The following is a 24,709-nucleotide window of genomic DNA, read 5'->3' as shown; positions in this document are numbered from 1 at the left end:
GCTCGACCGCGGCCTGACAGCGGCCTGATCGCGGCCTGACCGCCGTCCGGGTGCGTGCCGGCCGGGGCGGGAGGAGGGACGCGGCGGGGATTGTCAGTGGGGCGCGGTAGTTTCGGAACCAGTAACCGATCGCGTACCGGAGGTTCCCGACGTGCCCAGCATGCTGCCCGACTCCTGGCAGGCCGTACTCGGCGAGGAGTTGGACAAGCCCTACTTCCAGCAGCTCACCGACTTCGTCGAGGCCGAGCGGCAGGAGCACCACGTCTTCCCGCCGCGGGACGAGGTGTTCGCCGCCCTGGACGCCACCCCGTTCGACAAGGTGAAGGTGCTGGTGCTCGGTCAGGACCCGTACCACGGCGCGGGCCAGGGCCACGGGCTGTGCTTCTCGGTGCGCCCCGGGGTGCGGACCCCGCCCTCGCTGCGGAACATCTTCAAGGAACTGAAGGACGAGTTCGGGTACCCGGTGCCGGACAACGGCTATCTGATGCCCTGGGCCCAGCAGGGCGTCCTGCTGCTCAACGCGGTGCTGACGGTCCGCGAGGGCGAGGCCAACTCGCACAAGGGCAAGGGCTGGGAGAAGTTCACCGACGCGGTCATCCGGGCCGTCTCGGACCGCCCCGACCCGGCCGTCTTCGTCCTGTGGGGCAACTACGCGAAGAAGAAGAAGCCGCTCATCGACACCGACCGCCACACCGTCATAGAGGGCGCCCACCCGTCGCCGCTGTCGGCGAAGCTCTTCCTCGGCAGCCACCCCTTCACCCAGATCGACGACGCGGTGAAGGCGCAGGGCCACGCCCCGATCGACTGGCGCATCCCGGACCTCGCGTCGGCGTAGCGGGACCGGGCGCGGGACCGGATACGGGGCTGAGCGCCGGCGTGGGTGCCGGTCCCGTCGCCGGCCCGGGCGGTCAGGGGCGGTAGACCTCGCGGCAGATCGAGGACGCCTGGCCGCCCGGTGCCCAGCCGCCGTACGTCTCGCCGAGCCCGCACATGTCGGGCGCGGCGGGGCGCGGCAGGCGGCCGGAATGGTGGGTGCGGGGAGCGGCACGCCGTGGCGCCGGGTGCGGGGGAGCCGGCGCGGGCGCGGCCGGGGCGCGATGGTGCCGTGGGTCCGGCGAGGGGGTGTCCGGACGCGCGGTGGCCAGCACCCGGTGGGCCGGAGCCGGCACCACCCGCACATCGTCGGGCCGCTCGGGCCGCCCAGGTGCCGACGGCGGCGGTGCGGGCGGCCTGGTCGGCGGGGCGGAGACGGTGGTGCACCCGGCGAGCGCGCACACCGCGCAGATCACGAACACCGGTGCCAGGAAAGGGAATGGGCCACGCACCCGCTCCACTGTGCCGCACCCGGCGTCGTCCGGGTATTCCCCGCAGGAGTGAACGCGCGGCACCCCCGTATGCTGCGGGGACATCGCACGGCCCGGAACGCACCAGGAGCACGCATGGCACCGCGCAGCGCCCCCTTGAAGATCGGCGTCATCGGGCTCGGTGACATCGCGCAGAAGGCGTACCTGCCGGTGCTCGCCGCCCAGCCGGGCCTCGAACTGCACCTGCAGACCCGTACCCCCGCCACCCTGGCCGCGGTCGGCGACGCCCACCGGCTCCCGCACCGGCACACCACGTTGGGCGCGCTGCTCGACCAGGACCTCGACGCGGCCTTCGTGCACGCCCCCACCGCCCACCACGTGGAGATCGGCACCCGCCTGATCGAGGCGGGCGTACCGGCGTACGTCGACAAGCCGCTCGCGTACGACCTGGACGGCGCTCGCCGGCTGGTGGACCTCGCCGAGGCGCGCGGGGTGCCGCTGGCGGTCGGCTTCAACCGCCGCTACGCGCCCGGGTACGCGCAGTGCCTCAGCCACCCGCGCGACCTGATCCTGATGCAGAAGAACCGGGTCGGGCTCGCCGAGGACCCCCGCACGGTCGTCTTCGACGACTTCGTGCACGTCGCCGACACGCTGCGGTTCCTTGCGCCCGGGCCGATCGAGCAGGTCCGGGTCTCGGCCCGGGTGCATGACGGGCTGCTGCACCATGTGGTGGTGCACCTGTCCGGTGACGGCTTCACCGCGATCGGGTCGATGAACCGGATGAGCGGGTCCACCGAGGAGAGCCTGGACGTCAGCGGTGCCGACACCCGCCGCCAGGTGTTCAACCTCGCCGAGGTGATCGACCACAAGGGCCAGCCCAGCGTCCGGCGCCGCGGCGACTGGGTGCCGGTCGCCCGGCAGCGCGGCATCGAACAGGCCGTGCTGGCCTTCCTCGACGCGGTCCGCGCCGGCACGCCCCTCGACGCCCGCGACGCGCTGCGCACCCACGAGCTGTGCGAGCGCATCGTCGCGGAGATCACCGGCGGCGCCGCGCCGGGCACGGACTTCGCCGGGGCTACGGGCGCGGGTATCGGTTGAGCGCGGGTTCCGTCGGGTCGGGCGGGTCCGTCGGGCCGGTCGGATCGGTGGGTTCCGTCGGGCCGGTCGGACTGGTCGGGCCGGTTGAGCCGGTCGGGTCCTTCGGCGCCGCGGGCGCCTTCGCTGTCGCGGTGGCGGCCGGTTCTGCTGCGGTGACCCGGCGGCGCACCCCGCGGACCGCCTCGTACGCCGCGGCGGCGAGCACCAGCAGCAGCGCCAGGTGCGGCACCCAGTCACCGAACCGTACGTAGGGGCTCGTGCCCGTGGCGGTCGGCACGTCGTACACCGTTGAGGTGCTGCTGCCCGTGCCGACCCAGTGCCCGACGGGCGCGCCCCCAGGGCCGTAGACCGCGCTGATGCCGGTGAGGGTGGCGTGCACCATCGGCCGCCAGGTCTCCGCGGCCCGCAGCGCCGCGAGCGAGGCGTGCTGCGCGGGCGCCCAACTGCCCTGGAACGACGAGGTGGACGACTGGGCGACCAGGAGCCGCGCGCCGTCCGCCGCCAGGTGACGGCTCATGTCCGGGAACGCCGACTCGAAGCAGACCAGCGGCCCGAACCGCAGGGTCCCGGTGTCCATCACGACCTGCCGGCTGCCCGGCCTGCGGTCCTGCCCGGCGGCCTTCCCCACGGAGGTGGCCCAGCCGAGCAGCGAGCGCATGGGGATGTACTCGCCGAACGGCACCAGCCGCATCTTGTCGTACGTGGGGCCGGTCACGCCGTGCGGGCCGACCAGTTCCGAGGTCTTGGAGATGCCGGTGCCGTCGGCGCGTTCGGCGTCCACGTTGACCAGCAGGTCGGCGCCGACCAGGCGGGAGAGCGCGGCGAGCGTGGCGGTGGTGCCGGGGTGGTTCGACAGGTCGACGGTGACGCTGCTCTCGCCCCACACCACCAGGTCGGGGCGGGTGCCGGCGAGCTGCCGGGTGAGACGGACCTCGCGGGCGAACCGGGCGGCCGGTCCGGCGATCATCCCGGGCTGCACGACGGCGACCCGGACCGGTGCGGCGCGGTGCGGGCGCGGTGCCCACAGCCATACGGTGCCCGCGGCCACGGCGGCGGCGAGCAGCGCCGCGGCGGCCGTGCGGCGTGCGGACGGCATCGCGCACAGCACCGCGAGGGCCGTGTTGGCGAGCACGATCAGGGCGCTGACCAGCCACACCCCGCCGATCGAGGCGAGGCGCAGGGCCGGGGTGACCTGCCACTGGCTCGCGCCGAGCAGGCCCCAGGGGCCGCCGAGGTACTGCCAGGAGCGAACGAGTTCGATCAGCAGCCAGCCGCTCGGGAGGAGGGCCAGGGCGGCGCCGACGGCCGGGCGGCCCCCGTTGCCGAGCAGCCGCCGGACCAGCCAGCCCCACGGGGCCCACAGGGCGCCCAGCAGCAGGGCGAGGACCGGGAGAAAGACGGTCAGGCTCGGCAGCAGCCAGTTGTGGACCGCGAGCATGAAGCCGGCGCCGCCGAACCAGCCGTCCAGGGCCGCCCGGCGCCCGGTCGGCGCCGAGCGGATCAGGAGGAGCCAGGGGACCAGGGCGAAGTAGGCGAACCACCACAGGGAGGGGGTGGGGAACGCCAGCGCCGGGAGGGCGCCGCATGCGGCGGCGAGCAGTGAGCGAGCCCAGGGGGTGCGCTGCGCGCGGCGCACGAGGGGGCGGAGTTCGCGTGGACGGGTGGGGGGCTGGGCCGTTGGCGTCATCCGGTACTCCCGTTCTGGGCCCTGCCCCCCGGGTGCCCCCGGTCTGTCTGTTCAGGGACCACCTCGCGGTGGGGGTTGCTCGCGTTTTCCCCGCGCCCCTTGGACGGTGCCCCTTGCGGTGGTGGGTTCACCTTCTCGCGGTGGTGGGTTGCTCGCGCGGTTTTCCCCAGAGCTTCGCCTGGGAGGGACCCCCGCGCGCCTTGCGGGGGCCGTCCTTTCGCGGAGGGGGCCGCACATACCTACCCAGGGGCGCGGGGAACGGCGCGACCAGCCCACCACCGCGAGGTGGTCCCTCGACCGACAGACCGGGGCACCCGGGTGGGTCAGGCCGGAACTAGGTCGCGTCCTCGGAGGTGGCGGCTTCGCGGGAGTCGTTGGCCACCGCGCGGTTGCGGGTGGTGACGACGGTGGCCGCGCCCAGGGCCGCGGCGCTGAAGGCGGCGGCGATGACCCAGGGCCGGTCGAGGCAGTGGTCGCTGAGGTGGTCGAGGGAGAGCCGGCCGGGCCCGGCGAGGCCGAGCGCCGCGGCGGTCCAGCCGAGGAGCGCCGGGTGCTCGAAGCCCCCGGACATCGCGAAGAACCCGGCCGGCGCGTGGACGGAGACGGCGCCGGCCATCGCCCCGGCGGCGGCCGCGCCGGCCGCCGGAGTGGCCAGGCCCAGCGCGAGGAGAGCGCCGCCGCCCGCCTCACCGAGCCCCGCGGCGACCGCGGCCGGCTTGCCCGGGCGGAAACCCATGTGCTCCATGGCGCCGGCGGTGCCGGCGAGCCCGCCCCCGCCGAACCACCCGAACAGCTTCTGCGCGCCGTGCGCGAAGAGTACGGACCCGGCGCCGAGACGCAGGGCGAGCAGTCCGATGTCCGTGCGGTACGCACATCTCATGGCCGCGTCCTTTCGATTGCCCGGCCCCCCTCCGACGGAAGGGCCCACCCGGCCAGTGTGTGCGGGTGGTCGGCCATCGCGCCGCGCCAGGCGGTCTGTCCGGGCGAAACCTCGGGACGGCAGGCGGTCGCGGGCCGTTACGGGAGGCGGTTCCAGGCGGTCAGCACATGGTGCCCGTGTTCCGTGCCGAGCCGGCTCACCGTGCCGGTGGCCAGCTGGAAGAGGGCGCCCTCGGCGGGCGGCAGGCCGAGCCGCCGGGCGGTGAGCACCCGCAGGAAGTGCGCGTGCGCCACGAGGACGACGTCGCCGCCGTCGCCGTTGGTGAAGGCCGCCTCGACGCGGGCCAGTACGCGGTCGGCGCGGTCACCGATCTGCTCGGGGGTCTCACCGGGATGCCCCTCGGGCCCGGGGATGACGCCGTCGGTCCAGATCTCCCAGGCCGGGCGGGTCCGGTGGATGTCGCGGGTGGTGACGCCTTCGTAGCCGCCGTAGTCCCATTCGTGCAGGTCGGGGTCGATCCTCACGTGGTCGAGGCCGGCCAGTTTCGCGGTCTGCTGCGCGCGCTGCATCGGGCTGCTGATCACGCACCCGATGTGCCGGGAGGCGAGCAGCGGCGCCAGCGACCGGGCCTGCTCCTCGCCGTGCTCGGTGAGCGGCAGGTCGGTGTAGCTGGTGTGCTGACCGGACTGCGACCACTCGGTCTCGCCGTGCCGGATCAGGACGAGCTCACCCATCGGACACCTCCCGTGGCGCCCCACGGCGCCCGTTTGTGATCATATGCCGACCGCGCGCCGTGACCACCGCGCGGGCCGGTCGTACACCCCGTCAGCAGAACGGTGGGCCGGGCGAAAGCCTTCCCCTCACGTTCCGTCAGTACGATGGCGCGGGCCGCTCCGGTTGCGGCGTCGGCGGGTTCTCGGTCGGATCGAAGCGGCGTACGGGCGTACGCGGTGGGTCGCGGCGCCCGCCGAGGCGCGCTGTGGGCGACCGTGGGGACGGACGGGTGGACACGGCCACCGGTAGGCGCCACGTCCCTCGGCACACGGGCACAGGGCACACGGGCACAGGGCACAGGGCACATGGGAACGCGCGGGAACGCGCGGCAGCGACCAGTACAGGAGCCGGAATGAACGACACACCCCGCACGTACGACGTGGTCGTCATCGGAGCGGGCCCGGTCGGGGAGAACCTGGCCGAGCGGACCCAGGCGGCCGGGCTCAGCACGGTTGTCGTGGAGAGCGAACTCGTCGGCGGCGAGTGCTCGTACTGGGCGTGCATGCCGAGCAAGGCGCTGCTGCGGCCGGTGGCGGCCCGCGCCGACGCGCGCCGGCTGCCGGGGCTGGCCGCGGCCGTGGGCGGGCCGCTGGACTCCGCCGAGGTGCTGGGCCGCCGTGACGAGTTCACCTCGCACTGGAAGGACGACGGCCAGGCGGAGTGGCTGGACTCCGTGCACGTCGACCTGGTGCGCGGCCGCGGGCGGCTCGACGGGCCCCGCCAGGTCGTGGTGGACACCCCGGACGGCGGTACGGTGCGGCTGGCCGCCCGGCACGCGGTCGCGGTCTGCACCGGCACCACCGCGGCGCTGCCCGACCTGCCCGGGCTGACCGACGTACGGCCCTGGACCAGCCGCGAGGCGACCAGCGCCAAACAGGTGCCCGAGAGCCTGGTGGTGGTCGGCGGCGGCGTGGTCGCCGTCGAGATGGCGACCGCCTGGCAGGCGCTCGGCGCGCGGGTGACCGTCCTGGTGCGCGGCGGCGAACTGCTGGGCCGGATGGAGCCGTTCGCGGGGGAGATGGTCGCCGGCGGGCTGCGGGAGGCCGGGGCCGAGGTGCGGTTCGGGGTGTCCGTGACGTCCGTGGCGCGCGAGGGCCGCGAGGTGCGGGTCGGGCTGGACGACGGCGGCGAGCTGACCGCCGACGAGATCCTCTTCGCGGTCGGCCGCGAACCGCACACCGCGGACCTCGGCCTCGACACGGTCGGGCTCACGCCGGGCGACTGGCTCACGGTCGACGACACCTGCCAGGTCACCGATGTCGCCGACGGCTGGCTCTACGCCGCGGGCGACGTCAACCACCGCGCGCTCCTCACCCACCAGGGCAAGTACCAGGGGCGGATGGCCGGTGCGGCGATCGCCGCGCGCGCCCAGGGCCGGCCGCTGGACGACGCGCCTTGGGGCGCCGACGTCGCCACCGCCGACCACGGCGCGGTGCCGCAGGTCGTCTTCACCGACCCCGAGGTCGGCTCGGTCGGCCTGACCGCCCAGGAGGCCGAACGCTCCGGGCGGCGGGTGCGCGTCGTCGACTACGACCTCGCGCGGGTGGCCGGGGCGAGCCTGTACGGAGACGACTACCGGGGCCGGGCCCGCATGGTGGTCGACCTCGACCGCGAGGTCCTGCTCGGGGTCACCTTCGTCGGGCCCGGGGTGAGCGAGCTGGTGCACTCCGCGACGGTCGCCGTGGTCGGCGAGGTGCCGATCTCCCGGCTCTGGCACGCGGTGCCGTCCTACCCCACCATCAGCGAGGTGTGGCTGCGCCTGCTGGAGACCTACCGGGGGTAGCCCGGGGGGGAGCCGGGCCCCCGGCGAAGCCGCTGCCCGCCGCGCCGGGCCCGCCCGCCGCTCCTTCGTTCCCCGACTTCGTGCCTCGCCGCTCGCGTGACTGCTAGGCGGAAGGGGCCAGTTGGGGGTAGAGGGCGGCCGGGCCGGCGGAGAGGGCCGACTTGACCTGCCGGGCGGTGGCGTCCGCGGTCACCTCGAAGTCACCCGCGGCGAAGCCGTCGAGGGCGGCGCGGACGATGTCGGCGGGGTCGGACTTGGGCGCCCGCACGTCGGCGATGAGGTCGGTGTCGACGTAGCCCATGTGCAGCCCGGTCACCTGGGTTCCCTGGGCGGCGAGTTCGACGCGGAGGGCGTTCGTCAGCGACCACTCCGCGGACTTCGCGGCGCAGTACGCGGCGCTCGCCGGGAGGGAGATCCAGGACAGCGCCGAGAGCACGTTGAGCAGGCCGCCGCCGCCACCCCGGGCGAGGACGGGGGCGAAGGCGCGGCTGACGGCGAGCGTGCCGAAGACGTGCGTGTCGAACTCCCTCCGGAAGTCCGCGAGATCGCCGTCCAGCAGCGAGGCGCCGGTGGAGATCCCCGCGTTGTTGACCAGGAGGGTGACGTCGCCCGCCTGCTCGGCCGCGGCGCGCACGGAGCCGGCGTCGGTGATGTCCAGCCGCAGGGGGACCGCGCCGGGCACGGCGACCTTCCTGGGGTCGCGCGCCGCCGCGTAGACCTTGGCCGCGCCGCGTTCGAGCAGCGCCCGTACGAACTGCTCGCCGATGCCGCGGTTGCCGCCGGTGACGAGGGCGACGGAGCCGTCGATCTTCATGGGATGTCCTTCGGTGAGGGGAAGCCGGTGCGCCGGCCGCGGGAAACCGATCGGTTTCCTCTACTGCCCCACCGTAGACCGATCGGTTTCCGCTGTCGAGTCCGGGCGCTAACCTGGCGGGTATGACCACGACGGCGAAGCCCTCCTCGCGTGACCGGCTGCTGGACGCGGCGGCGGAGCTGATCTACCGGCAGGGTGTCGGCACCGGCATCGACGCGCTGTGCAAGGCGGCCGGGGTGTCCAAGCGGTCGATGTACCAGCTCTTCGACGGCAAGGACGACGTGCTGGCCGCCGCGCTGGCCCGGCAGGAGCCGCGGCTGACCGCGCTGCTGGTGCCGCCGCCCGGGAAACCGGCCGCCCCGCGCGACCGCATCCTCTACGTCTTCCAGCGGTTGGAGGAGGCGGCCGCCTCGCCCGACTACCGGGGGTGCCCCTTCCTGGCGGCGCAGGTCGAGCTGAAGGACCCCGGGCACCCCGCAAGCGCGGTGGCCGCCCGCAGCAAGCAGGCGCTGACCGACTTCTTCCGGGCCGAGGCCGAGCGCGCGGGTGTGGCCGAACCGGGGCTGCTGGCACGCCGGTTGGCCATCGTGTACGACGGCGCGAGTGCCCGCGCGGGCATCAGGTCCGAGGTGCTGGACGGCCTCGCGGTGAGTACGGCCGCGCTGCTGCTGGACGCGGCGGGCCTCGCGGCGGGCGACGCCGGTTCGTAGACGAATTCCGCCCTCCGGCTCGACGTACGGCGCCCCGCCCGCCGCGGGCACGAACCACCCCCCGTTCGGGGCGCGTTGGCGCGGTCGGCGGGCGCGGCGGGCGCGGGGGCGCACACCACGGCAGCCACGAGTACGCCACGTGCACGGATCGTGGATCAACGCGCTCAAAGGTTGGGGATACATGATGGGCCGGGCCCGGTGGCACGCCCGGAGGGACGGGGGCGCCGTCGGGCCGGGCGGTTGCGGTGCTTTCGGGTGCGCGGGGAGCGTGCCCCCGGCCCGTACCCGTCCGCGCGTCCGTCCGCGTACGCGCACCCCGTAGCCGTTCCGTTGGGCGAGGAGACGAAGTCCCATGATCCGCAAGGCCGACCGCCAGCCGTCGCACCCCGACTCCTGCCACGTGCCGGCGACGGCGGACGCCCGGTGACCGGCCGTACGGAGCAGACCGACCGTACGAAGCCGACCGGCCGCATGGAGCAGGCGACAGACGGGACGACCGCTGAACCGGCGGAGCCGGCCGCGAGTTGGGTGCGCCGGCTCGGTGCGTACTGCCTGCGGCACCGCCGGGACGCCGTGCTGGCCTTCGGCGCGGCCGTAGCCGCCGCCATCGCCACCGCGACCCTGCCGCTGGTGCTGCGGCATGTCGTGGACCACGTCGCCTCGGGCCGAACCGGGTCGCTCACCGTGTGGACGCTGGTGCTCGCCGGGCTCGGCGCCGTCCGCTTCGCCGGTGGCTTCACCCGCCGCTACACCTCGGGACGGCTGTCGCTGGGCGTCCAGTACGACCTGCGCAACGACGCGTTCGCGGCGCTGCTGCGGCTCGGCGGCGCCCAGCAGGACAGCCTGCGCACCGGCCAGATCGTCAGCCGCTCGATCTCCGACATCACCCTCATCCAGTCGCTGCTCCAGTTCCTGCCGAACATGACGAGCAACGCCCTGATGTTCCTGGTCTCGCTGGTCTTCATGGCGTGGCTGTCGCCGTTGCTGACCGTGGTCGCGCTCGTCGTCGGCCCGCTGCTGTGGCTGATCGCGCTGCGCAGCCGCCGCGACCTGTTCCCCGCCAACTGGCACGCCCAGCAGGAGGCCGCCGAGGTCGCCTCCGGTGTCGAGGCCACCGTCACCGGCGTGCGGGTGGTCAAGGGCTTCGGGCAGGAGCAGCGCGAACTGCTCGGCCTGGAGCGGCGCGCCCGGCGGCTGTTCTCCTCGCGGCTGCGGGTCGTGCGCTACAACAGCCGCTACAACCCGGCCCTGCAGGCGGTGCCCGCGCTCGGCCAGGTCGCGGTGCTCGCCTTCGGCGGCTATCTCGCGCTGCACGGCCGGATCTCGCTGGGCACGTTCCTCGCCTTCACCAGCTACCTCGGCTCGTTCGTCACCCCGGTCCGCCAGGTCGCCACCCTGCTCACCGTGTGGCAGCAGGCCAGGGCCGGCACCGAGCGCGTCCTCGAGGTCATCGACGAGGCACCGGTGATCACCGACGCGCCGGGCGCCCGCGAACTGCCCGACGAGCCGCCCGCGCTGTCCTGGCAGGACGTCACCTTCGGCTACGGCGACGGGCAGCCGCTGCTGCGCGGCTTCAGCCTCGACATCGCCCCGGGCGAGACGGTCGCGCTGATCGGACCGGCCGGCTCCGGCAAGTCCACCGCGGCGGCGCTGCTGCCGCGCTTCTACGACGTCCCGGCCGGCGCGGTGCGGGTCGGCGGCACCGACGTACGCGAGGTGACGCTGGACTCGCTGCGCGGCCGGATCGGGTTCGTCTTCGAGGAGAGCCTGCTGCTGTCCGACACCGTGCGCAACAACATCGCCTACGGCGAACCCGGCGCGAGCGAGGAGCGGATCAGGGCCGCCGCCCGGGTGGCCCGCGCGGACGAGTTCATCGAACGCCTCCCGCAGGGGTACGACACGGTCGTCGGCGAGCAGGGCCTCACGCTCTCCGGCGGGCAGCGGCAGCGCGTCGCGCTCGCGCGGGCGCTGCTGTGCGACCCGGCGGTGCTCGTGCTCGACGACGCGACGTCCGCGATCGACGCCCGGGTGGAGTCGGAGATCCACGCGGCCCTGCACGAGGCGGTCCGCCGCCCCACCACGCTGATCATCGCCCACCGCCGCTCCACCCTCGAACTCGCCGACCGCATCGCGCTGTTGGACGGCGGCCGGGTGGTCGACACCGGGACGATGGACGAACTGCGGTCCCGCTCGCCGCTGTTCCGCTCGCTGCTGTCCGCGGTCGACGTCCCCGAACCGGAGGCGGAGCGCGCACTGGGGACCGGGACCGGGGTCGGGCCCGAATCCGCTGCCGGGGCGGGGGACTTGGGCGCGCCGACGGGTGTCGCGGCCCTCTCCGCCGCCGACGACGACGGTCCGGACCCGGCGGCCGCGGTCGCCGCCTCCGCCACCGCCGCGCTCGGCACCGACCAGCCGCGCGGCACCGTATCGGAGCGGACCGACCCCGCCGCCGGGACCGATCCGACCGGTGCGTCCGATCCGACCGGTCCGGCCGACGGGTCCGTACGGGCCGGATCGCCCGTGCGGGCGGGGGCGCGCGACGGCGCGGGGGACGAGACGCCGGCCGTCACCGCGGAACTGTGGCGGCGCCCCGACACCGAGGACGCGTCGGCCGTCGGTGAAGTCGCCGCGCTCCGGGCCGCGCAGGCGATCTCGCTCTCCTCGGCCACGGCCGGGCGCGGCCGCGGACCGGGCGGCGGAGTGCTCGGCGCCGCCCCGCCCACGCCCGAACTCCTCGCCGGACTGGCGAAGATGCCGCTGCGCGACGCCGATCCGGGGGTGCCCGCCGACCGTGCCAGGGCCGCGGACCCGCACTTCGGGCTGCGCCCGCTGCTGCGGCCGTTCCGGTCGGCGCTGCTGCTGGGCCTGGCCCTGGTCGCCCTCGACGCGCTCGCCCAGATCATGGTCCCCGTGCTGGTCCGCCAGGGCGTGGACGACGGCGTGGCGCACCACGCCGGCCGGGTGCTGCTGGAGGCGGCGGCCGCCGCCGCGGCCGTGGTCGCCGCGGACTGGCTGATCGGCGTCGGGCAGATCCGCACCACCGGGCGTACCGGCGAGCGCCTGCTCTACACGCTGCGGGTCAAGACGTTCGCCCAGCTCCAGCGGCTCGGCCTGGACTACTACGAGCGCGAACTCGGCGGCCGGATCATGACCCGGATGACCACCGACGTCGACGCGCTGTCCAACTTCCTGCAGACCGGCCTGATCACCGCGGTGGTCAGCCTGCTCACGGTCTTCGGCGTGCTCGTCACGCTCCTGGTCATCGACGTCGGGCTCGCGGTGGTGCTGCTCGGTGCGCTGCCGCTGCTGGTGGTCGGCACCGCGGTCTTCCGCCACCACTCGGTGCCCGCCTACCACGAGGCGCGGGAGCGGGTCAGTGCCGTCAACGCGGCCCTCCAGGAGAACGTCACCGCGATCCGCGTCACCCAGGCGTTCCGCCGCGAGAGCCGCAACGCCGAGGACTTCGCCCGGCTCGCCTGGTCCTTCCGCGACTCGCGGCTGCGCGCCCAGCGCTACATGGCGACGTTCTTCCCGTTCGTGGAGTTCCTGGGCACCCTGTCCACCGCGGCCGTGCTCGCGGTCGGCGCCGGCCAGGTCCGCTCCGGCACCCTCACCGCCGGCACCCTGATCGCCTTCCTCCTCTACGTCGACCTCTTCTTCTCCCCGATCCAGCAGTTCTCGCAGGTCTTCGACGGCTACCAGCAGGCCGTGGTCGGGCTGGGCCGGCTGCGCACCCTGATGCGCACCCCGACCGGCACGCCCGTCCCCGAACAGCCGCTCGCCGTCAGCCACCTGAAGGGCGAGGTGGTCTTCGACGACGTGTCCTTCGGGTACGCGGGCGGCGGCGGCCAGGAGGTGCTGCACGGTGTCTGCCTGCGGATCGCGCCCGGCGAGACCGTCGCGCTGGTCGGCGCGACCGGTGCGGGCAAGTCCACCGTGATGAAGCTGATCGCCCGGTTCTACGACCCCACCACCGGCGCGGTCCGGGTGGACGGCCACGACCTGCGCGGGCTGGACCTGGCCGGATACCGCGGCCGGCTCGGTGTGGTGCCGCAGGAGGCCCACCTGTTCAGCGGCACCGTGCGTGACGCCATCGCCTACGGCCGGCCCGACGCCACCGACGCCGAGGTGGAGGCGGCGGCGCGGGCGGTCGGCGCCCACGAGATGGTGGCCACGCTCCAGGCGGGGTACCTCCAGCCGGTCGGCGAGCGGGGCCGGAACCTGTCCGCGGGCCAGCGCCAGCTCCTCGCGCTGGCCCGGGCCGAACTCGTCGACCCCGACGTGCTGTTGCTCGACGAGGCCACCGCGTCGCTCGACCTCGCCACCGAGAGCAGGGTCACCGCCGCCACGGACGCGCTCACCCGCAGGCGCACCACGCTCGTGGTCGCGCACCGGCTCACCACGGCGGCCCGGGCCGACCGGGTGGTGGTGCTGGACCACGGCACCGTCGTGGAGACCGGTACGCACGCGGGGCTGCTCACCGCGGACGGGACGTACCGGAAGCTGTGGGACGCCTTCCGGCAGCACGGCGCGTCGGCGACGGTCGACCAGCTCGCGGGGTCCGAGACAGCGGGGTCCTGACCTGGGGGAGGGCCGACCCGACCGGGAGCCGTGTCCTGCCGGTCGATGGACCGCCCGCCGGTGGGAGGGTCCGCCTCCCCGTGCGCGCCGGGTCAGGCCGCTCCGGGTCGGGCCGCTCCGGTGAGGCGGCTCCGGTCAGGCCGTCCGGGCCATGCCTCCGGTCAGGCCGGCGTCGCCGCCCAGGCGTACAGGTGCTCCGGGCGGCCGGTGTCCCCGTACTTCAGGGTGAGCCGGACCCGTCCGGCCTGTTCCAGGTGCTTGAGGTAGCGCTGCGCGGTGGAGCGGCTGAGCCCCGACCGCTCGGCGACCTCGTGCGCCGACAGCGCGGCCCCGGTCTCCCTCAGCACGCGCCGGATGAGTTCGGCGGTCGGGGCCGAGTGGCCCTTGGGCAGCGCCGCCGGCGAGGCGGAGGCGCTGCGCAGCGCGCCGAAGATCCGGTCCACCTGTTCCTGGCCGGCCTCGCCGTCGCCCCCGGACGCCATGCCGTCCACGGTGCGCCGCAACGCCGCGTACCCGTCGAGCTTGGCCCCCAGGTCCGCGAAGCCGAACGGCTTGACCAGGTACTGCAGCGCACCGAGCCGCATCGCCGCCTGCACGGTGGCCAGGTCCCGGGCCGCGGTCACCATGATCACGTCGGCACAGTGGCCGAGTTGGCGCATCCGCCGCACCAGGGTCAGACCCGGCTCGTCCGGCAGGTAGTGGTCGAGCAGCACCAGGTCCACGCGGGTGCGTTCGAGGGTGGCCAGCGCGTGCGCCGCGGTGTGGGCGCGCGCTGCCACCCGGAAGCCCGGAACCTTGGCCACGTACGCCGAGTTGATCTCGGCCACCCTGAAGTCGTCGTCCACGACCAGGACTTCGATCACCGTGCACCTCCGGGCAGCGCGGCGGACATGTCGGCACCGAACTCCGCCGGGGCCAGCGCCTCGGGCAGCACGACGGTGAACACCGCGCCGCCGCCCGCGCGGGCGCCGACCCTGGCCATGCCGCCGTACCGCTCGGCCAGCCGCCGCACCAGCGCCAGGCCGAGCCCGCGCCCCCGGTGGCTCGGCGACTTCTTCGTGGTCCAGCCTTCGGTGAAGACCCGCTCCCGCAGTTCGGGGGGAACCCCGGGTCCGTCGTCGCTCACCCGCATCACGAGAGTGGTGTGTTCGACCCGCAGTTCCACCTCGACCTCCGACGCCGTCGCGTCCAGCGCGTTGTCGATGAGGTTGCCCAGCACCGTCACCGGATCGCGCGGGTCCACCACCCGGTCCGGCAGCCACGTCGTCGCCGAGATCCGCAGCCGCACCCCGCGTTCGGCGGCGATCGCCGTCTTGCCGACCAGCAACGCCGACAGCAGCGGTACCTGCACCCGGTCGGCGACCTGCTCCGCCGAGGCGCGGCGGGTGTCGGCGACCTCGGCGACGTAGTCCACGGCTTCCTCGTAGAGTTCCAGTTCGAGCAGGCCCAGCACGGTGTGCAGCCGGTTGGCGTGCTCGTGGTCCTGGGCCCGCAGGGCGTCCAGCAGGCCGTGCGTGGCGTCCAGTTCCCGGCCGAGCAGTTCCAGTTCGGTACGGTCCCGCAGCGTGACCACGGCGCCGCCGTCCTCGGTCGGCATGCGGTTGGCGATCAGCACCCGGCTGCCGCTGACGGTCAGCAGATCGGAGCCCTCCGCCTCCCCGGCCAGCACGTCGGTGGTCCGTCCCGGCGGCAGCAACGCGTGCAGCGGACGCCCCGCCGCGTCACCGTCCAGGCCCAGCAGGCGCTGCGCCTCGTCGTTGACCAGCCGGACCCTGCCCTGCGAGTCGAGCGCCACCACCCCCTCCCGGATGCCGTGCAGCATCGCCTCGCGCTCGTCCAGCAGCGCCGAGATGTCGGCGAACGCCAGTCCGCGGGTGGCCCGCTGGACCCGCCGGGAGGCCCACACCGCGGCCACCACGCCGACGGCCAGTGCCGCCCCCGCGTACAGCAGCAGCCCGGGTACGGCGGCGAGCAGCCGGCCGCGGACGCTGTCGTAGGCGATGCCCACCGAGACCGCGCCGACGATCCGCCCGGAGCGGTCCCGCAGCGGAACCTTGCCGCGGGCGCTGCGCCCCAGCGTGCCCCGGTCGATCTGCATGATGTCTTTGCCGCCCAGCGCCACGCTCGGGTCGGTCGAGACATGCTCGCCGATCCGCCCGGGGTCGGTGTGCGACCAGCGGGTGCCGTGGGTGTCCATGACCACGATGTAGCTGGCGCCGGTGGCCAGCCGGATGCGCTCCGCCTCGGCCTGCACCGGTCCGTCGGGGGTCGGCCGGGAGGAGACCAGCGCCTGGGCGACGTCCGGGTCGGCCGCCACCGTCTGCGCGATGGCCAGCGCCCGGTGCATGCCCTGGTCGTCGAGTTCGTGGCTGAGCGGAGCCAGGAAGAGACCGGTGGCCAGCGCCGTGACGCCGACGGTGATCGCGAGCTGCATCCGCAGGACCTGCGCCGAGACACGGCGCGGCCACCTGATCCGCATAGCGCTGCCCTCCGACTCCCACTCTGACTTCGACTTCGATTCCGGCTCCCCCCGGCCGTCCGCCCGGGCCGGTCCCGCGGCCCTCCGGCGGCGACGGCGTCGGCGCCGGCGGCGGTTCACGCGCCGACGTCCGTGTCGTCACCGCAAAGTAGACGCCGTCGCGCCCGTTGGGCAGTCCTCGGGTCGATTTCGTCGTCCGCGCGCGAGCAGAACGAGCAGAACACCGCTCTGTGCGCAGAAGGGGCCCAGCGCTCACAAGGCTGTCAGGACCGGCGGAGACGCTTCTAACGTCCAGCGCCATGACCATCGACACGAGCCCCGCCATCGAGCTGCGGGGGGCGGGCAAGGCGTTCCGGACACCGTCCGGGGCCCCGCACACCGCCGTACGGGATCTGGACCTGACCGTGGGACGCGGTGAGTTCGTCGCCGTCGTCGGACCCACCGGATGCGGCAAGTCGACCACGCTGACCCTCGTCAGCGGCCTGGAGGAGCCGACCGAGGGCGAGGTCCTCGTCGGCGGTGAGCCGGTACGCGGAATCGGCGCCGACGTCGGCTTCGTCTTCCAGCAGGACGCCGTCTTCCCCTGGCGGACGGTGCTGTCCAACGTGACGGCCGGCCCGCGCTTCCGCGGCGCCGCGAAGGCCGAGGCCAGGGAACGGGCCCGGGACTGGCTGGCCCGGGTGGGCCTGACGGCCTTCGAGGACCGCTACCCGCACCAGCTGTCCGGCGGCCAGCGCAAGCGCGTCGCGTTGGCGGCCACCTTCGTCAACGACCCGAAGATCCTGCTGATGGACGAGCCGTTCTCCGCACTCGACGTGCAGACCCGGGCACTCATGTCCGACCAGCTGCTCGACCTGTGGGCCGGTACCGGATCGTCCGTCGTGTTCGTCACCCACGACCTGGAGGAGTCGATCGCGCTCGCCGACAAGGTCGTCGTGATGACCGCGGGCCCGGCCACCGTCAAGGAGGTCTTCACCATCGACCTGCCGCGCCCCCGCAGCGTCGAGGAGGTCCGGCTGGAGCCGCGGTTCCTGGAGATCTACCGCGAGATCTGGTCGTCGCTGGGCGAAGAGGTCCGCATCACCCGGGAAAGGGGCGCCGGACATGCCGCCTGAGTCCGTATCCCTGCCGGCGCCGGCCACGGGCAAGCCGACCGGCGCCGCCGAACGCACCAGGTCGCGGGCTCGCGCGGCCCGCAGGCACGCCCTGCTGGTCAACGGCTGCCGGCTGCTGGTGCTCGTGCTCTTCCTCGGCCTGTGGGAGTGGTTCTCCCGGACCGGCGTCATCGACGCGTTCAACTTCTCCATGCCCTCGCAGGTCGGGGACCAGATCCGCACCTGGGTCCTGCACGGCACGGCCCAGGGATCGCTCGGCGAGCAGATCTGGACCACCCTCCAGGAGGCCCTGTACGGCTGGGCGATCGGTGTCGCGGCCGGCGTGCTGCTGGGCGTCGCCCTCGGCCGGGTGCGCATCCTCGCGGAGGTCTTCGGGCCGTATGTGAAGGTCCTCAACGCCATGCCGCGCATCGTGCTGGCACCGATCTTCCTCATCTGGTTCGGCCTCGGCCCGGCCTCCAAGATCGCCTCGGCGGTCGTGCTGGTCTTCTTCCCGGTGTTCTTCAACGCCTTCCAGGGCGCCCGCGAGGTCGACCGCAACCTGGTCGCCAACGCCCGCATCCTCGGCGCGAGCAACCGCCAGGTCACGTTCCAGGTGGTCATCCCCTCGGCCACCTCGTGGATCTTCACCAGCCTGCACGTCAGCTTCGGCTTCGCGCTGATCGGCGCGATCGTCGGCGAGTACATCGGCGCCACCAAGGGCCTCGGGCTGATGGTCTCCACCGCCCAGGGCACCTTCAACTCGGCCGGGGTGTACGCCGCGATGGTGATCCTGGCCGTCGTGGCCCTGATCGCCGAGGGGCTGCTCACCTTCCTGGAGAAGCGGCTCTTCCGCTGGAAGCCCGTTGAGTCCGGCGCCCGTTGAGCCCGGCACCTGTCGAATCCGGCGCCCGCGTCGAACCCGGCGCCCGTTGAGTCCGGCGCCTGTCGAGTCCCGCCGGCCCGCCGAGCGGGTCCGCGCCGCCCCACCACCACACAAGGACGTGACCCCATGCGCACTCGCACCACGATGATCGCCCTGGCCGGCGTGCTCGCGCTGACCGCTCTCACCGCCTGCGCGAACGACGCCTCGTCGGGCTCCGGTTCGGCCTCCGACGCCGGCGCGGCGCCGGGCGCCGGCAAGGACGCCACCAAGGTGAAGATCATGGTGGGTGGCCTCGACAAGGTCATCTACCTGCCGGCGATGCTGTCCCAGCGGCTCGGCTACTTCGCGGCCGAGGGCCTGGACGTGACGCTGATGACCGAGCCCGCGGGCGTGGACGCCACCACCGCGCTGGTCTCCGGCGACGTCCAGGGCGCGGTCGGCTTCTACGACCACACCCTCGACCTGCAGACCAAGCACAAGTCCGTGGAGTCCGTGGTGCAGTTCGCCCAGGCGCCCGGCGAGGTCGAGGTGGTGTCGAAGAAGGCGGCCGGCGACATCACCTCCGCCAGGGACTTCAAGGGCAAGCGGCTCGGGGTGACCGGGCTCGGCTCCTCCACCGATTTCCTCACCAAGTACCTGGCGGTGCACAACGGGCTCCAGGTCAGCGACTTCACCCCGATCGCGGCCGGGGCCGGCCAGACCTTCATCGCCGCCATGCAGCAGGGGTCGATCCAGGCCGGCATGACCACCGACCCGACCGTGGCGCAGATCCTGGACAAGGGCATCGGCAAGGTGCTCTACGACATGCGCACGCCCGAGGGTTCGCGGAAGGCGCTCGGCGGCCTCTACCCGTCGTCCAGCCTGTACATGAACACGGACTGGGTGAACGGCCACAAGGACACCGTCCAGAAGCTGGCCAACGCGTTCGTCAAGACCCTTCGGTGGATGTCGACCCACAGCCCGGCGGAGATCGCGGCGAAGATGCCCGCCGACTACGCGCAGGGCGGCGCGAAGCTGTACGAGGAGTCGATCAGGTCGACGCTGCCGATGTTCACCGCCGACGGTGTGATGCCGGCGGACGGTCCGGCGACCGTGGAGAACGTCCTCAAGGCGTTCAACCCCAACCTGAAGGACGCCACCGTGGACCTGGAGAAGACCTACACCACGCAGTTCGTGAAGAACGTCGAGTAGCGGGGCCTGGGCCGCGGGCCCGCTCCTCGGCCGTCCTTCCGGCAGCGCCGACCGTACGACCGGACCGGTCGCACGGTCGGCGTCGTCGCACGGTCGGCGCGTCGGGTGCCGTACCGGCCGCTCTACGCGTCGAACTCGATGACGATCTTGCCCCGGGCGTGGCCGTCCTCGACCGCGCGCAGCGCCTCGCCGGCCTGGGCGAAGGGGAAGGTGCGGGTGACCAGCGGGTCGAGGTCGCCGCCGACGACCAGGCCGGCCAGGTCGTCCAGCACCTGTGCGGTGCGCTTGCGCACCACCGGGCTGCCGCCCAGCTCGGCCACGGTGCCGCGGTCCCCGGCGCTCACCAGCTTGGCCGGGTCGGCGAGCAGCGCGGCCACGTCCCGCAGCGGCTCGCCGCCGACCAGGTCCACGATCCCGTCGACCCCGCCGGGCGCGGCGGCCCTGACCCGGTCCGCGACCCCCGGCCCGGAGGTGACGTGCACCGCGCCCAGCGACTCCAGGAACTCCTTCTTCGCCGCGCTCGCGGTGCCCAGCACCGTCAGGCCGTCGTGCCGGGCGATCTGCACCGCGGCCACGCCGACCCCGCCGCCGGCGCCGTTGATCAGCACGGTGCTCCCAGGGGGGAGGGCGAGCTGGCGGACCGCGTCGTAGGCGGTGGCCGAGGCGACCGGCAGCGACGCCGCGTCCGCCCACGACAGCGCGGCGGGCTTGTGCGCGGTGACCGATGCCAGCAGCAGGGCGTACTCGGCGTAGCCGCCGGCGACGGTGTTGCCGAACACCTCGTCGCCCACCGCGAACCGGGCGGTGTCGCCGTCGCCGCTGTCCGGGCCGACCTCGACCACGACGCCCGCCGCCTCGTTGCCGAACACCGCGGGCAGGTCGGGGACGGGCGCGCCGACCGGCCGGAAACCGGCCCGCCGCTTCCAGTCGACCGGGTTGACGCCGGCCGCCCTGACCTCGACCAGTACCTGTCCGGGCGCGGGCACGGGCCGCGGCAGGTCGGCGAAGGACTCGGCCTCGGGGCCGCCGAGTTCGGTGAACACATACGCCTTGGGCATGGCTGCTACCTCGCGTCGAGGGTGGATGAGGGACGGGGAACCGGTCCGGATACGGCCCCGGGTGCCGCGGCGGGTGCGGCGGAAGTGCTGGGGGGAGCGGCAGGAGTGGCGCCGGCGGACGGGTCGGGTGGGGCGGTGGTGCGGTCCGCGTCCAGGTCCGGCACCCGGACCAGGCGGAAGACGGTGGTGCGGCGGAGCGTGAAACCGATCGACTCGTACAGCTTGACCGCTGAAGTGTTCGCGGCGGCGGCGTGCAGGAACGGCGTGTCGCCGCGCGCGCCGATCCCGGCCGCGACATGGCGGATCAGCCGGGTGGCCAGGCCCTGGCCGCGGTACGCCGGGTCGGTGCACACCGCGCTGATCTCGGTCCAGCCCGGCGGGTGCAGCCGCTCCCCGGCCATCGCCACCAGCGCGCCCTCGCGCCGGATGCCGACGTACGCGCCCATCTCGACGGTGGCGGGCAGGAACGGCCCGGGCCGGGTCCGCTCGACCAGGTCCAGCATCTCCGGGACGTCCGCGGGGCCGAGCGGCACCGCCTCCGGGTCCAGCTCGCCGCGCAGCGTGGTCGCCACGAGCTGCACGCCCGGGATCGCGTCGCCGCCGGTCCACCCCTCGGGCAGCTCGGCGACCCCGGCGACGGTGAAGGTGTTGCCGGGCCCGATCAGCGTGGCCAGGTCGGCCCACGCGCGGGGGTCGGCCGTGTCGGCGACGGCGACGAACGGCGACACGTCACGGCGGTAGCGGCCCGCCCGGCCGACGAACTCCGCCAGGTGCCGGTGCGCTCCGCTCATGGAGGCCCAGGCGGCGTTGTCCAGGACGTGTCCACCGGATGTCTCCGCCGGGTCCTGCGGGAGGGGTGCGTACGGTGGCGGTGGCGTGGTCCGAGGGCTGGTCGACATGTTCGCCGTGACTCTCCGTTCCGGGTGCGGTGCGTTCGGCGCCGGTGGGCGCCTGCGGGTGCTCGTGCGGGTCAACGCCGACCCGGCCCGCGGAAAATCCCGCGGAGCCGGTCGGGATCGGGACAGCCGGTGTCGCGCCGAGGTCAGGAGTTGCTCAGCGGCAGGCCGGGCGGGTTGATCCGCGCGCTCGGCACCGCCTCGTCGCTGAGGTTCCACGCGGCCAGCCACTGGGCGTACTGGCCGTTCTTGATCAGGTAGTCGATGGCGTCGGAGAGCGGCTTGACCAGGCCGTCACCCTTCTTGGTGGTGGCGCAGATCAGGCCCTGCAGGCTCGCCCCTGCGCCGGAGAAAGTGCCCGCGCTGCGGGTGGCCTGCGGGCTGCCGGCGGTCTTGGCGACGTGGTAGGCGACACTCGGGTTCGGCGCGAAGTAGGCGTCGATGTGGTGGGAGTTGAGTGCCAGGTAGGTGCTGTTCGCCTCCTGGTAGTACTTGATGGTCAGCTTCTTGCCCTCCGCCTTGAGCCGGCTCTGCCACTCCAGCAGGATCTTCTCCTGGTTGGTGCCGGAGCCGACCGCCACCGTCTTGCCGGCCAGCTCGTGGAAGTCGCCGGTGAAGGTCCACGGGTCGTCCTTGCGGACCTCGAAGCCGAGGTTGTCCTGCCGGTAGGCGGCGAAGTCGTACTTCTGCTTGCGCTGCTCGGTGTCGGTGATGTTGGAGAACCCGACGTCGGTCTTGCCGCTGTCGATGCCGATGAAGAGGTTGTCCCAGGTGGCGTTGGTGAGCACCGGTTCGAGCCCGAAGACCGCCGCGACGAGCCGGCCGAGGTCCGGCTCCGAGCCGGTCAGCGTCTTCTGGTCGGTGCCGGTGTAGCCGATCGGCGGGGACCCGGCGGGGAGGAAGCCCAGACCCACCACGAGCTGCTTGCTGTCCCGTACGGACTTGGGCAGTTCGGCGCGGATCGAGGCCACCTCGGGCACCTTCAGGGTGGTCTCCTTGGCGGCGCCGTTGGACAGCGCGCCGACCACCACCGTGCCCTTGGCGTCCGCCGCGGCAGGGGCGCTGGAGCCCGCGCCGTCGTCGCTGCCGCAGGCGGCCAGGCCCAGCAGGAGTGATGTCGCGGCGGCGGCGCTCAGGACGAGTCGGGAAGCGGTACGGGGCATGACGGCCTTCCTAGGCAGGGGTGACGGGAACAGCGGCGGGAACAGCGGCGGCAACGGGCGGACCCGGGACCGGAGACGTGGTGGCGGCGCGGGACGGGCCGGCGCGGGCGGCGTCGCGAGCGGTGGCCGGCCCGCGCCGGGCGGCTTCCTCACAGGACGCGGCTGAGGAACTCCCGGGTACGGGCATGGCGCGGGGCCGACAGCACCTGCGCGGGCGGCCCCTGCTCGACGATCCGGCCGCCGTCGAGGAAGACGACGCTGTCGGCGACCTCCCGGGCGAAGCCGATCTCGTGGGTGACGACGATCAGCGTCGTGCCGCTGGTGGCCAGGTCCTTGATCACCGCGAGCACCTCGCCGACCAGTTCGGGGTCGAGCGCCGAGGTCGGCTCGTCGAAGAGGATCACGCCGGGTTCCAGGGCGAGCGCCCGGGCGATGGCGACCCGCTGCTGCTGCCCCCCGGACAGCTGCCGCGGATACGCCTCCGCCCGGTCGCCCAGGCCGACCCGCGCCAGCAGCTCGCGGGCGGCCTCGCGCGCCTGCGCCCGGCTCTTGCGGCCGGTCGCCGCGGGCGCGGCGGCCACGTTCTCCACCGCGGTGAGATGCGGAAAGAGGTTGAAGTTCTGGAAGACGAAGCCGATCCGGCCGCGCTGCGCCAGGATCGCCCGCTCGCCCAGCTCCTTGAAGCGGCCGCGGTACCGGCGCACCCCGATCGGCTCACCGCCGACCTCGACATGCCCGGCGTCCAGCTTCTCCAGGTGGTTGATCGCCCGCAGCAGCGTGGACTTGCCCGAGCCGGACGGCCCGAGGATCACCGTCACCTCGCCGGCCGGCACCGTCAGGTCCACCCCGGCGAGCACCTGCTGCGCGCCGAACCGCTTGTACGCGCCTCGTACGGTGACCGCGACCGGCTGCACCGCCCCGCCTCGCACGGTGCTGTCACGCACGGCGCTGTCCTGGGCGTTGCCGTCCCGCACCGGGCCCGCCGCCGCGCTCATCGGGCCGTTCCCGTCGCGAGCCGGGCCCGGGCCCGGACGTCGAAGAACGCGGCGCGCAGCCGTTGCAGCGGCGTCGGTGGCAGCGTCCGCAGCGCGCCGCGGGAGAAGTACCGCTCCACGTAGAACTGCGCGACGGACACCACGCTGGTCAGCACCACGTACCAGACCGTCGCGACCAGCAGCAGCGGCACGATGTCGCTGGGGTAGGTGCTGCCGAGCGTCTCCACCCGGCCGAAGACGTCGAGCAGCGAGACGTAGAAGACCAGCGAGGTGCTCTTCACCAGGCCGATGAGCTGGTTGACGTACGCCGGGACGATCGCCCGCAGCGCCTGCGGGAAGATGATCCGGGTGAACTGGTAGCGGCGTGGCAGCCCGAGCGCGGCCGCCGCCTCGTGCTGGCCCTGGTCCACCGACAGCAGCCCGCCGCGCACCACCTCGGCGGCGTACGCGGCCTCGTTGAGGCTGATGCCGACCACCGCGACCACCAGGCTGGTGGCCGCCCTGGTCTCGTCGAAGTCCACGAGGTGCGGCCCGAACGGCACCCCGAGGCTCAACGTGGCGTAAAGCGCCTGGAAGTTGGCGAGGAACAGCAGCACCACGATCAGGGGTATCGAGCGGAACAGCCACACGTACACCCAGCTCACGACCCGCAGCACCGGGCTGCGCGACATCCGTGCCAGCGCCAGCACGATCCCGGCGAGCAGCCCGAACACCGCGCTCCACGCGGTGACCTGGAGGGTGACGCCGAGCCCGTGCAGGATCACCGGCCGCAGGAACCAGTAGCGGAACCTGCCCCACTGGAAGAACTGGTTGGTGGCCAGGCCGTGCGCGATCTGCGCGACCACGACCAGCACGGCCACGGTGAGCACCCATCTCCAGGGGTGGCGCAGCGGCACCACCCGGTGCTCGTCGGCCTGATCCGACGTGGCGTCAACGTCCTTGCCGTGTACGGGTGCGGGTGGGTCGACTGCGGTGCGGGAGGCGGCGCGGGGCAGGTCGGACATGGGGCGACTCCGGCGCGGGGAGGACGCTCGCACGCAGCACGCGCTCACGGACCAGGGCGGCGCGCGCGGCGGGAGCGGGACGGTGGAGGGTGGACGGGCGAGAGCGGGAAGCGGGGTGGAACGCGGCCCGCGCGTGCGGTCGTACGCGAGCGGCGGGCATGACGTGCGACAGGTGACATGTGACGTGCGTCGGGAGCGGCGGTGCGTGCCGTGGTGCGGTGCGTGCCGTAGTGCGGTGTGTGCCTCAACGGGCCCGCGGCCCGGGGGAGTTCAGCTACTACAGAGCGCGCTGCTGACGCGCAGCAGGTCGAT

20 protein-coding genes are annotated in these 24,709 nt (G+C 73.9%); 8 read left to right on the top strand and 12 right to left on the bottom strand.

Annotated elements, in window-relative coordinates; translation table 11 throughout:
* The first annotated feature begins 160 nt into the window (after window positions 1-160).
* Window positions 161-835, top strand: coding sequence for a uracil-DNA glycosylase (gene ung / locus OG896_RS03190; RefSeq protein ID WP_329373643.1), 675 nt, complete (start codon window positions 161-163; stop codon window positions 833-835).
* Between the two features lie 73 nt (window positions 836-908).
* Here ung and OG896_RS03185 read toward each other — a convergent pair whose 3' ends face one another.
* On the bottom strand, window positions 909-1,325 hold the full coding sequence (locus OG896_RS03185) for a hypothetical protein (protein WP_329362179.1): 417 nt from the start codon (window positions 1,323-1,325) through the stop codon (window positions 909-911).
* Between the two features lie 135 nt (window positions 1,326-1,460).
* Between OG896_RS03185 and OG896_RS03180 the strand changes: the two genes are divergently transcribed.
* On the top strand, window positions 1,461-2,402 hold the full coding sequence (locus OG896_RS03180) for a Gfo/Idh/MocA family protein (RefSeq protein ID WP_329373642.1): 942 nt from the start codon (window positions 1,461-1,463) through the stop codon (window positions 2,400-2,402).
* On the opposite strand, the gene lnt is transcribed toward OG896_RS03180, so the two are convergent.
* The 3 genes from lnt to OG896_RS03165 all read right to left on the bottom strand — a co-directional run bounded on the left by lnt (window position 2,380) and on the right by OG896_RS03165 (window position 5,703).
* Complete coding sequence (gene lnt / locus OG896_RS03175; RefSeq protein ID WP_329362177.1) at window positions 2,380-4,089, bottom strand: apolipoprotein N-acyltransferase; 1,710 nt, start codon at window positions 4,087-4,089, stop codon at window positions 2,380-2,382. The genes OG896_RS03180 and lnt overlap by 23 nt on opposite strands.
* A gap of 334 nt (window positions 4,090-4,423) precedes the next feature.
* Window positions 4,424-4,969, bottom strand: coding sequence for a DoxX family protein (locus tag OG896_RS03170; RefSeq protein ID WP_329362174.1), 546 nt, complete (start codon window positions 4,967-4,969; stop codon window positions 4,424-4,426).
* A 137-nt stretch (window positions 4,970-5,106) separates the two neighbouring features.
* On the bottom strand, window positions 5,107-5,703 hold the full coding sequence (locus OG896_RS03165) for a histidine phosphatase family protein (protein WP_329362172.1): 597 nt from the start codon (window positions 5,701-5,703) through the stop codon (window positions 5,107-5,109).
* Window positions 5,704-6,095: 392 nt separating this feature from the next.
* Here OG896_RS03165 and OG896_RS03160 point away from each other — a divergent pair, with 392 nt between their 5' ends.
* Window positions 6,096-7,526, top strand: coding sequence for a dihydrolipoyl dehydrogenase family protein (locus tag OG896_RS03160; RefSeq protein WP_329362170.1), 1,431 nt, complete (start codon window positions 6,096-6,098; stop codon window positions 7,524-7,526).
* 103 nt (window positions 7,527-7,629) lie between these two features.
* Here the strand turns inward: OG896_RS03160 and OG896_RS03155 are convergent, their stop codons facing one another.
* Window positions 7,630-8,340, bottom strand: coding sequence for an SDR family oxidoreductase (locus OG896_RS03155; protein WP_329362169.1), 711 nt, complete (start codon window positions 8,338-8,340; stop codon window positions 7,630-7,632).
* A gap of 122 nt (window positions 8,341-8,462) precedes the next feature.
* On the opposite strand from OG896_RS03155, the gene OG896_RS03150 reads away from it, so the two are divergent.
* Together OG896_RS03150 and OG896_RS03145 are read left to right on the top strand one after the other, a co-directional pair.
* The gene (locus OG896_RS03150; RefSeq protein WP_329362167.1) at window positions 8,463-9,050 is read left to right on the top strand and encodes a TetR/AcrR family transcriptional regulator; all 588 of its coding nucleotides are present in this window, start codon (window positions 8,463-8,465) and stop codon (window positions 9,048-9,050) included.
* 471 nt (window positions 9,051-9,521) lie between these two features.
* Complete coding sequence (locus OG896_RS03145; RefSeq protein ID WP_329373640.1) at window positions 9,522-13,631, top strand: ABC transporter ATP-binding protein; 4,110 nt, start codon at window positions 9,522-9,524, stop codon at window positions 13,629-13,631.
* Between the two features lie 161 nt (window positions 13,632-13,792).
* Here the strand turns inward: OG896_RS03145 and OG896_RS03140 are convergent, their stop codons facing one another.
* Together OG896_RS03140 and OG896_RS03135 are read right to left on the bottom strand one after the other, a co-directional pair.
* A complete protein-coding gene (locus tag OG896_RS03140) occupies window positions 13,793-14,494 on the bottom strand; it encodes a response regulator (protein WP_329362165.1) in 702 nt (233 codons plus the stop codon).
* On the bottom strand, window positions 14,491-16,110 hold the full coding sequence (locus OG896_RS03135; protein WP_329362164.1) for a sensor histidine kinase: 1,620 nt from the start codon (window positions 16,108-16,110) through the stop codon (window positions 14,491-14,493). The genes OG896_RS03140 and OG896_RS03135 overlap by 4 nt, the downstream gene beginning before the upstream one ends.
* A 299-nt stretch (window positions 16,111-16,409) precedes the next feature.
* Here OG896_RS03135 and OG896_RS03130 point away from each other — a divergent pair, with 299 nt between their 5' ends.
* The 3 genes from OG896_RS03130 (at window position 16,410) to OG896_RS03120 (ending at window position 19,281) form a co-directional block, all read left to right on the top strand.
* Window positions 16,410-17,225 carry an ABC transporter ATP-binding protein gene (locus tag OG896_RS03130; RefSeq protein WP_329362162.1) on the top strand — a complete coding sequence of 272 codons (816 nt, stop codon included), beginning with the start codon at window positions 16,410-16,412 and terminating at the stop codon, window positions 17,223-17,225.
* A complete protein-coding gene (locus tag OG896_RS03125) occupies window positions 17,215-18,090 on the top strand; it encodes an ABC transporter permease (RefSeq protein ID WP_329362160.1) in 876 nt (291 codons plus the stop codon). The genes OG896_RS03130 and OG896_RS03125 overlap by 11 nt, the downstream gene beginning before the upstream one ends.
* 126 nt (window positions 18,091-18,216) lie before the next feature.
* Complete coding sequence (locus OG896_RS03120; RefSeq protein WP_329362158.1) at window positions 18,217-19,281, top strand: ABC transporter substrate-binding protein; 1,065 nt, start codon at window positions 18,217-18,219, stop codon at window positions 19,279-19,281.
* A gap of 122 nt (window positions 19,282-19,403) precedes the next feature.
* On the opposite strand, the gene OG896_RS03115 is transcribed toward OG896_RS03120, so the two are convergent.
* From OG896_RS03115 to OG896_RS03095, 5 genes are all read right to left on the bottom strand, one after another.
* The gene (locus OG896_RS03115) at window positions 19,404-20,339 is read right to left on the bottom strand and encodes an NADP-dependent oxidoreductase (protein WP_329362156.1); all 936 of its coding nucleotides are present in this window, start codon (window positions 20,337-20,339) and stop codon (window positions 19,404-19,406) included.
* Window positions 20,340-20,344: 5 nt separating this feature from the next.
* Window positions 20,345-21,238, bottom strand: coding sequence for a GNAT family N-acetyltransferase (locus OG896_RS03110; protein ID WP_329362154.1), 894 nt, complete (start codon window positions 21,236-21,238; stop codon window positions 20,345-20,347).
* Between the two features lie 143 nt (window positions 21,239-21,381).
* Window positions 21,382-22,398 (bottom strand): transporter substrate-binding domain-containing protein, encoded by a 1,017-nt coding sequence (locus OG896_RS03105; RefSeq protein ID WP_329362152.1) that lies wholly within the window; start codon window positions 22,396-22,398, stop codon window positions 21,382-21,384.
* 149 nt (window positions 22,399-22,547) lie between these two features.
* Window positions 22,548-23,393, bottom strand: a complete 846-nt coding sequence (locus OG896_RS03100; protein WP_443056916.1) for an amino acid ABC transporter ATP-binding protein — start codon at window positions 23,391-23,393, stop codon at window positions 22,548-22,550.
* Window positions 23,390-24,397 carry an amino acid ABC transporter permease gene (locus OG896_RS03095; RefSeq protein ID WP_329362150.1) on the bottom strand — a complete coding sequence of 336 codons (1,008 nt, stop codon included), beginning with the start codon at window positions 24,395-24,397 and terminating at the stop codon, window positions 23,390-23,392. The genes OG896_RS03100 and OG896_RS03095 overlap by 4 nt, the downstream gene beginning before the upstream one ends.
* Between the last annotated feature and the right edge of the window lie 312 nt (window positions 24,398-24,709).

It is taken from the genome of Streptomyces sp. NBC_00669 (genome assembly GCF_036226785.1).
In the GTDB taxonomy this organism is placed as follows: Bacteria; Actinomycetota; Actinomycetes; order Streptomycetales; family Streptomycetaceae; genus Actinacidiphila.
This window is presented reverse-complemented; position numbering and strand designations above follow the sequence as displayed.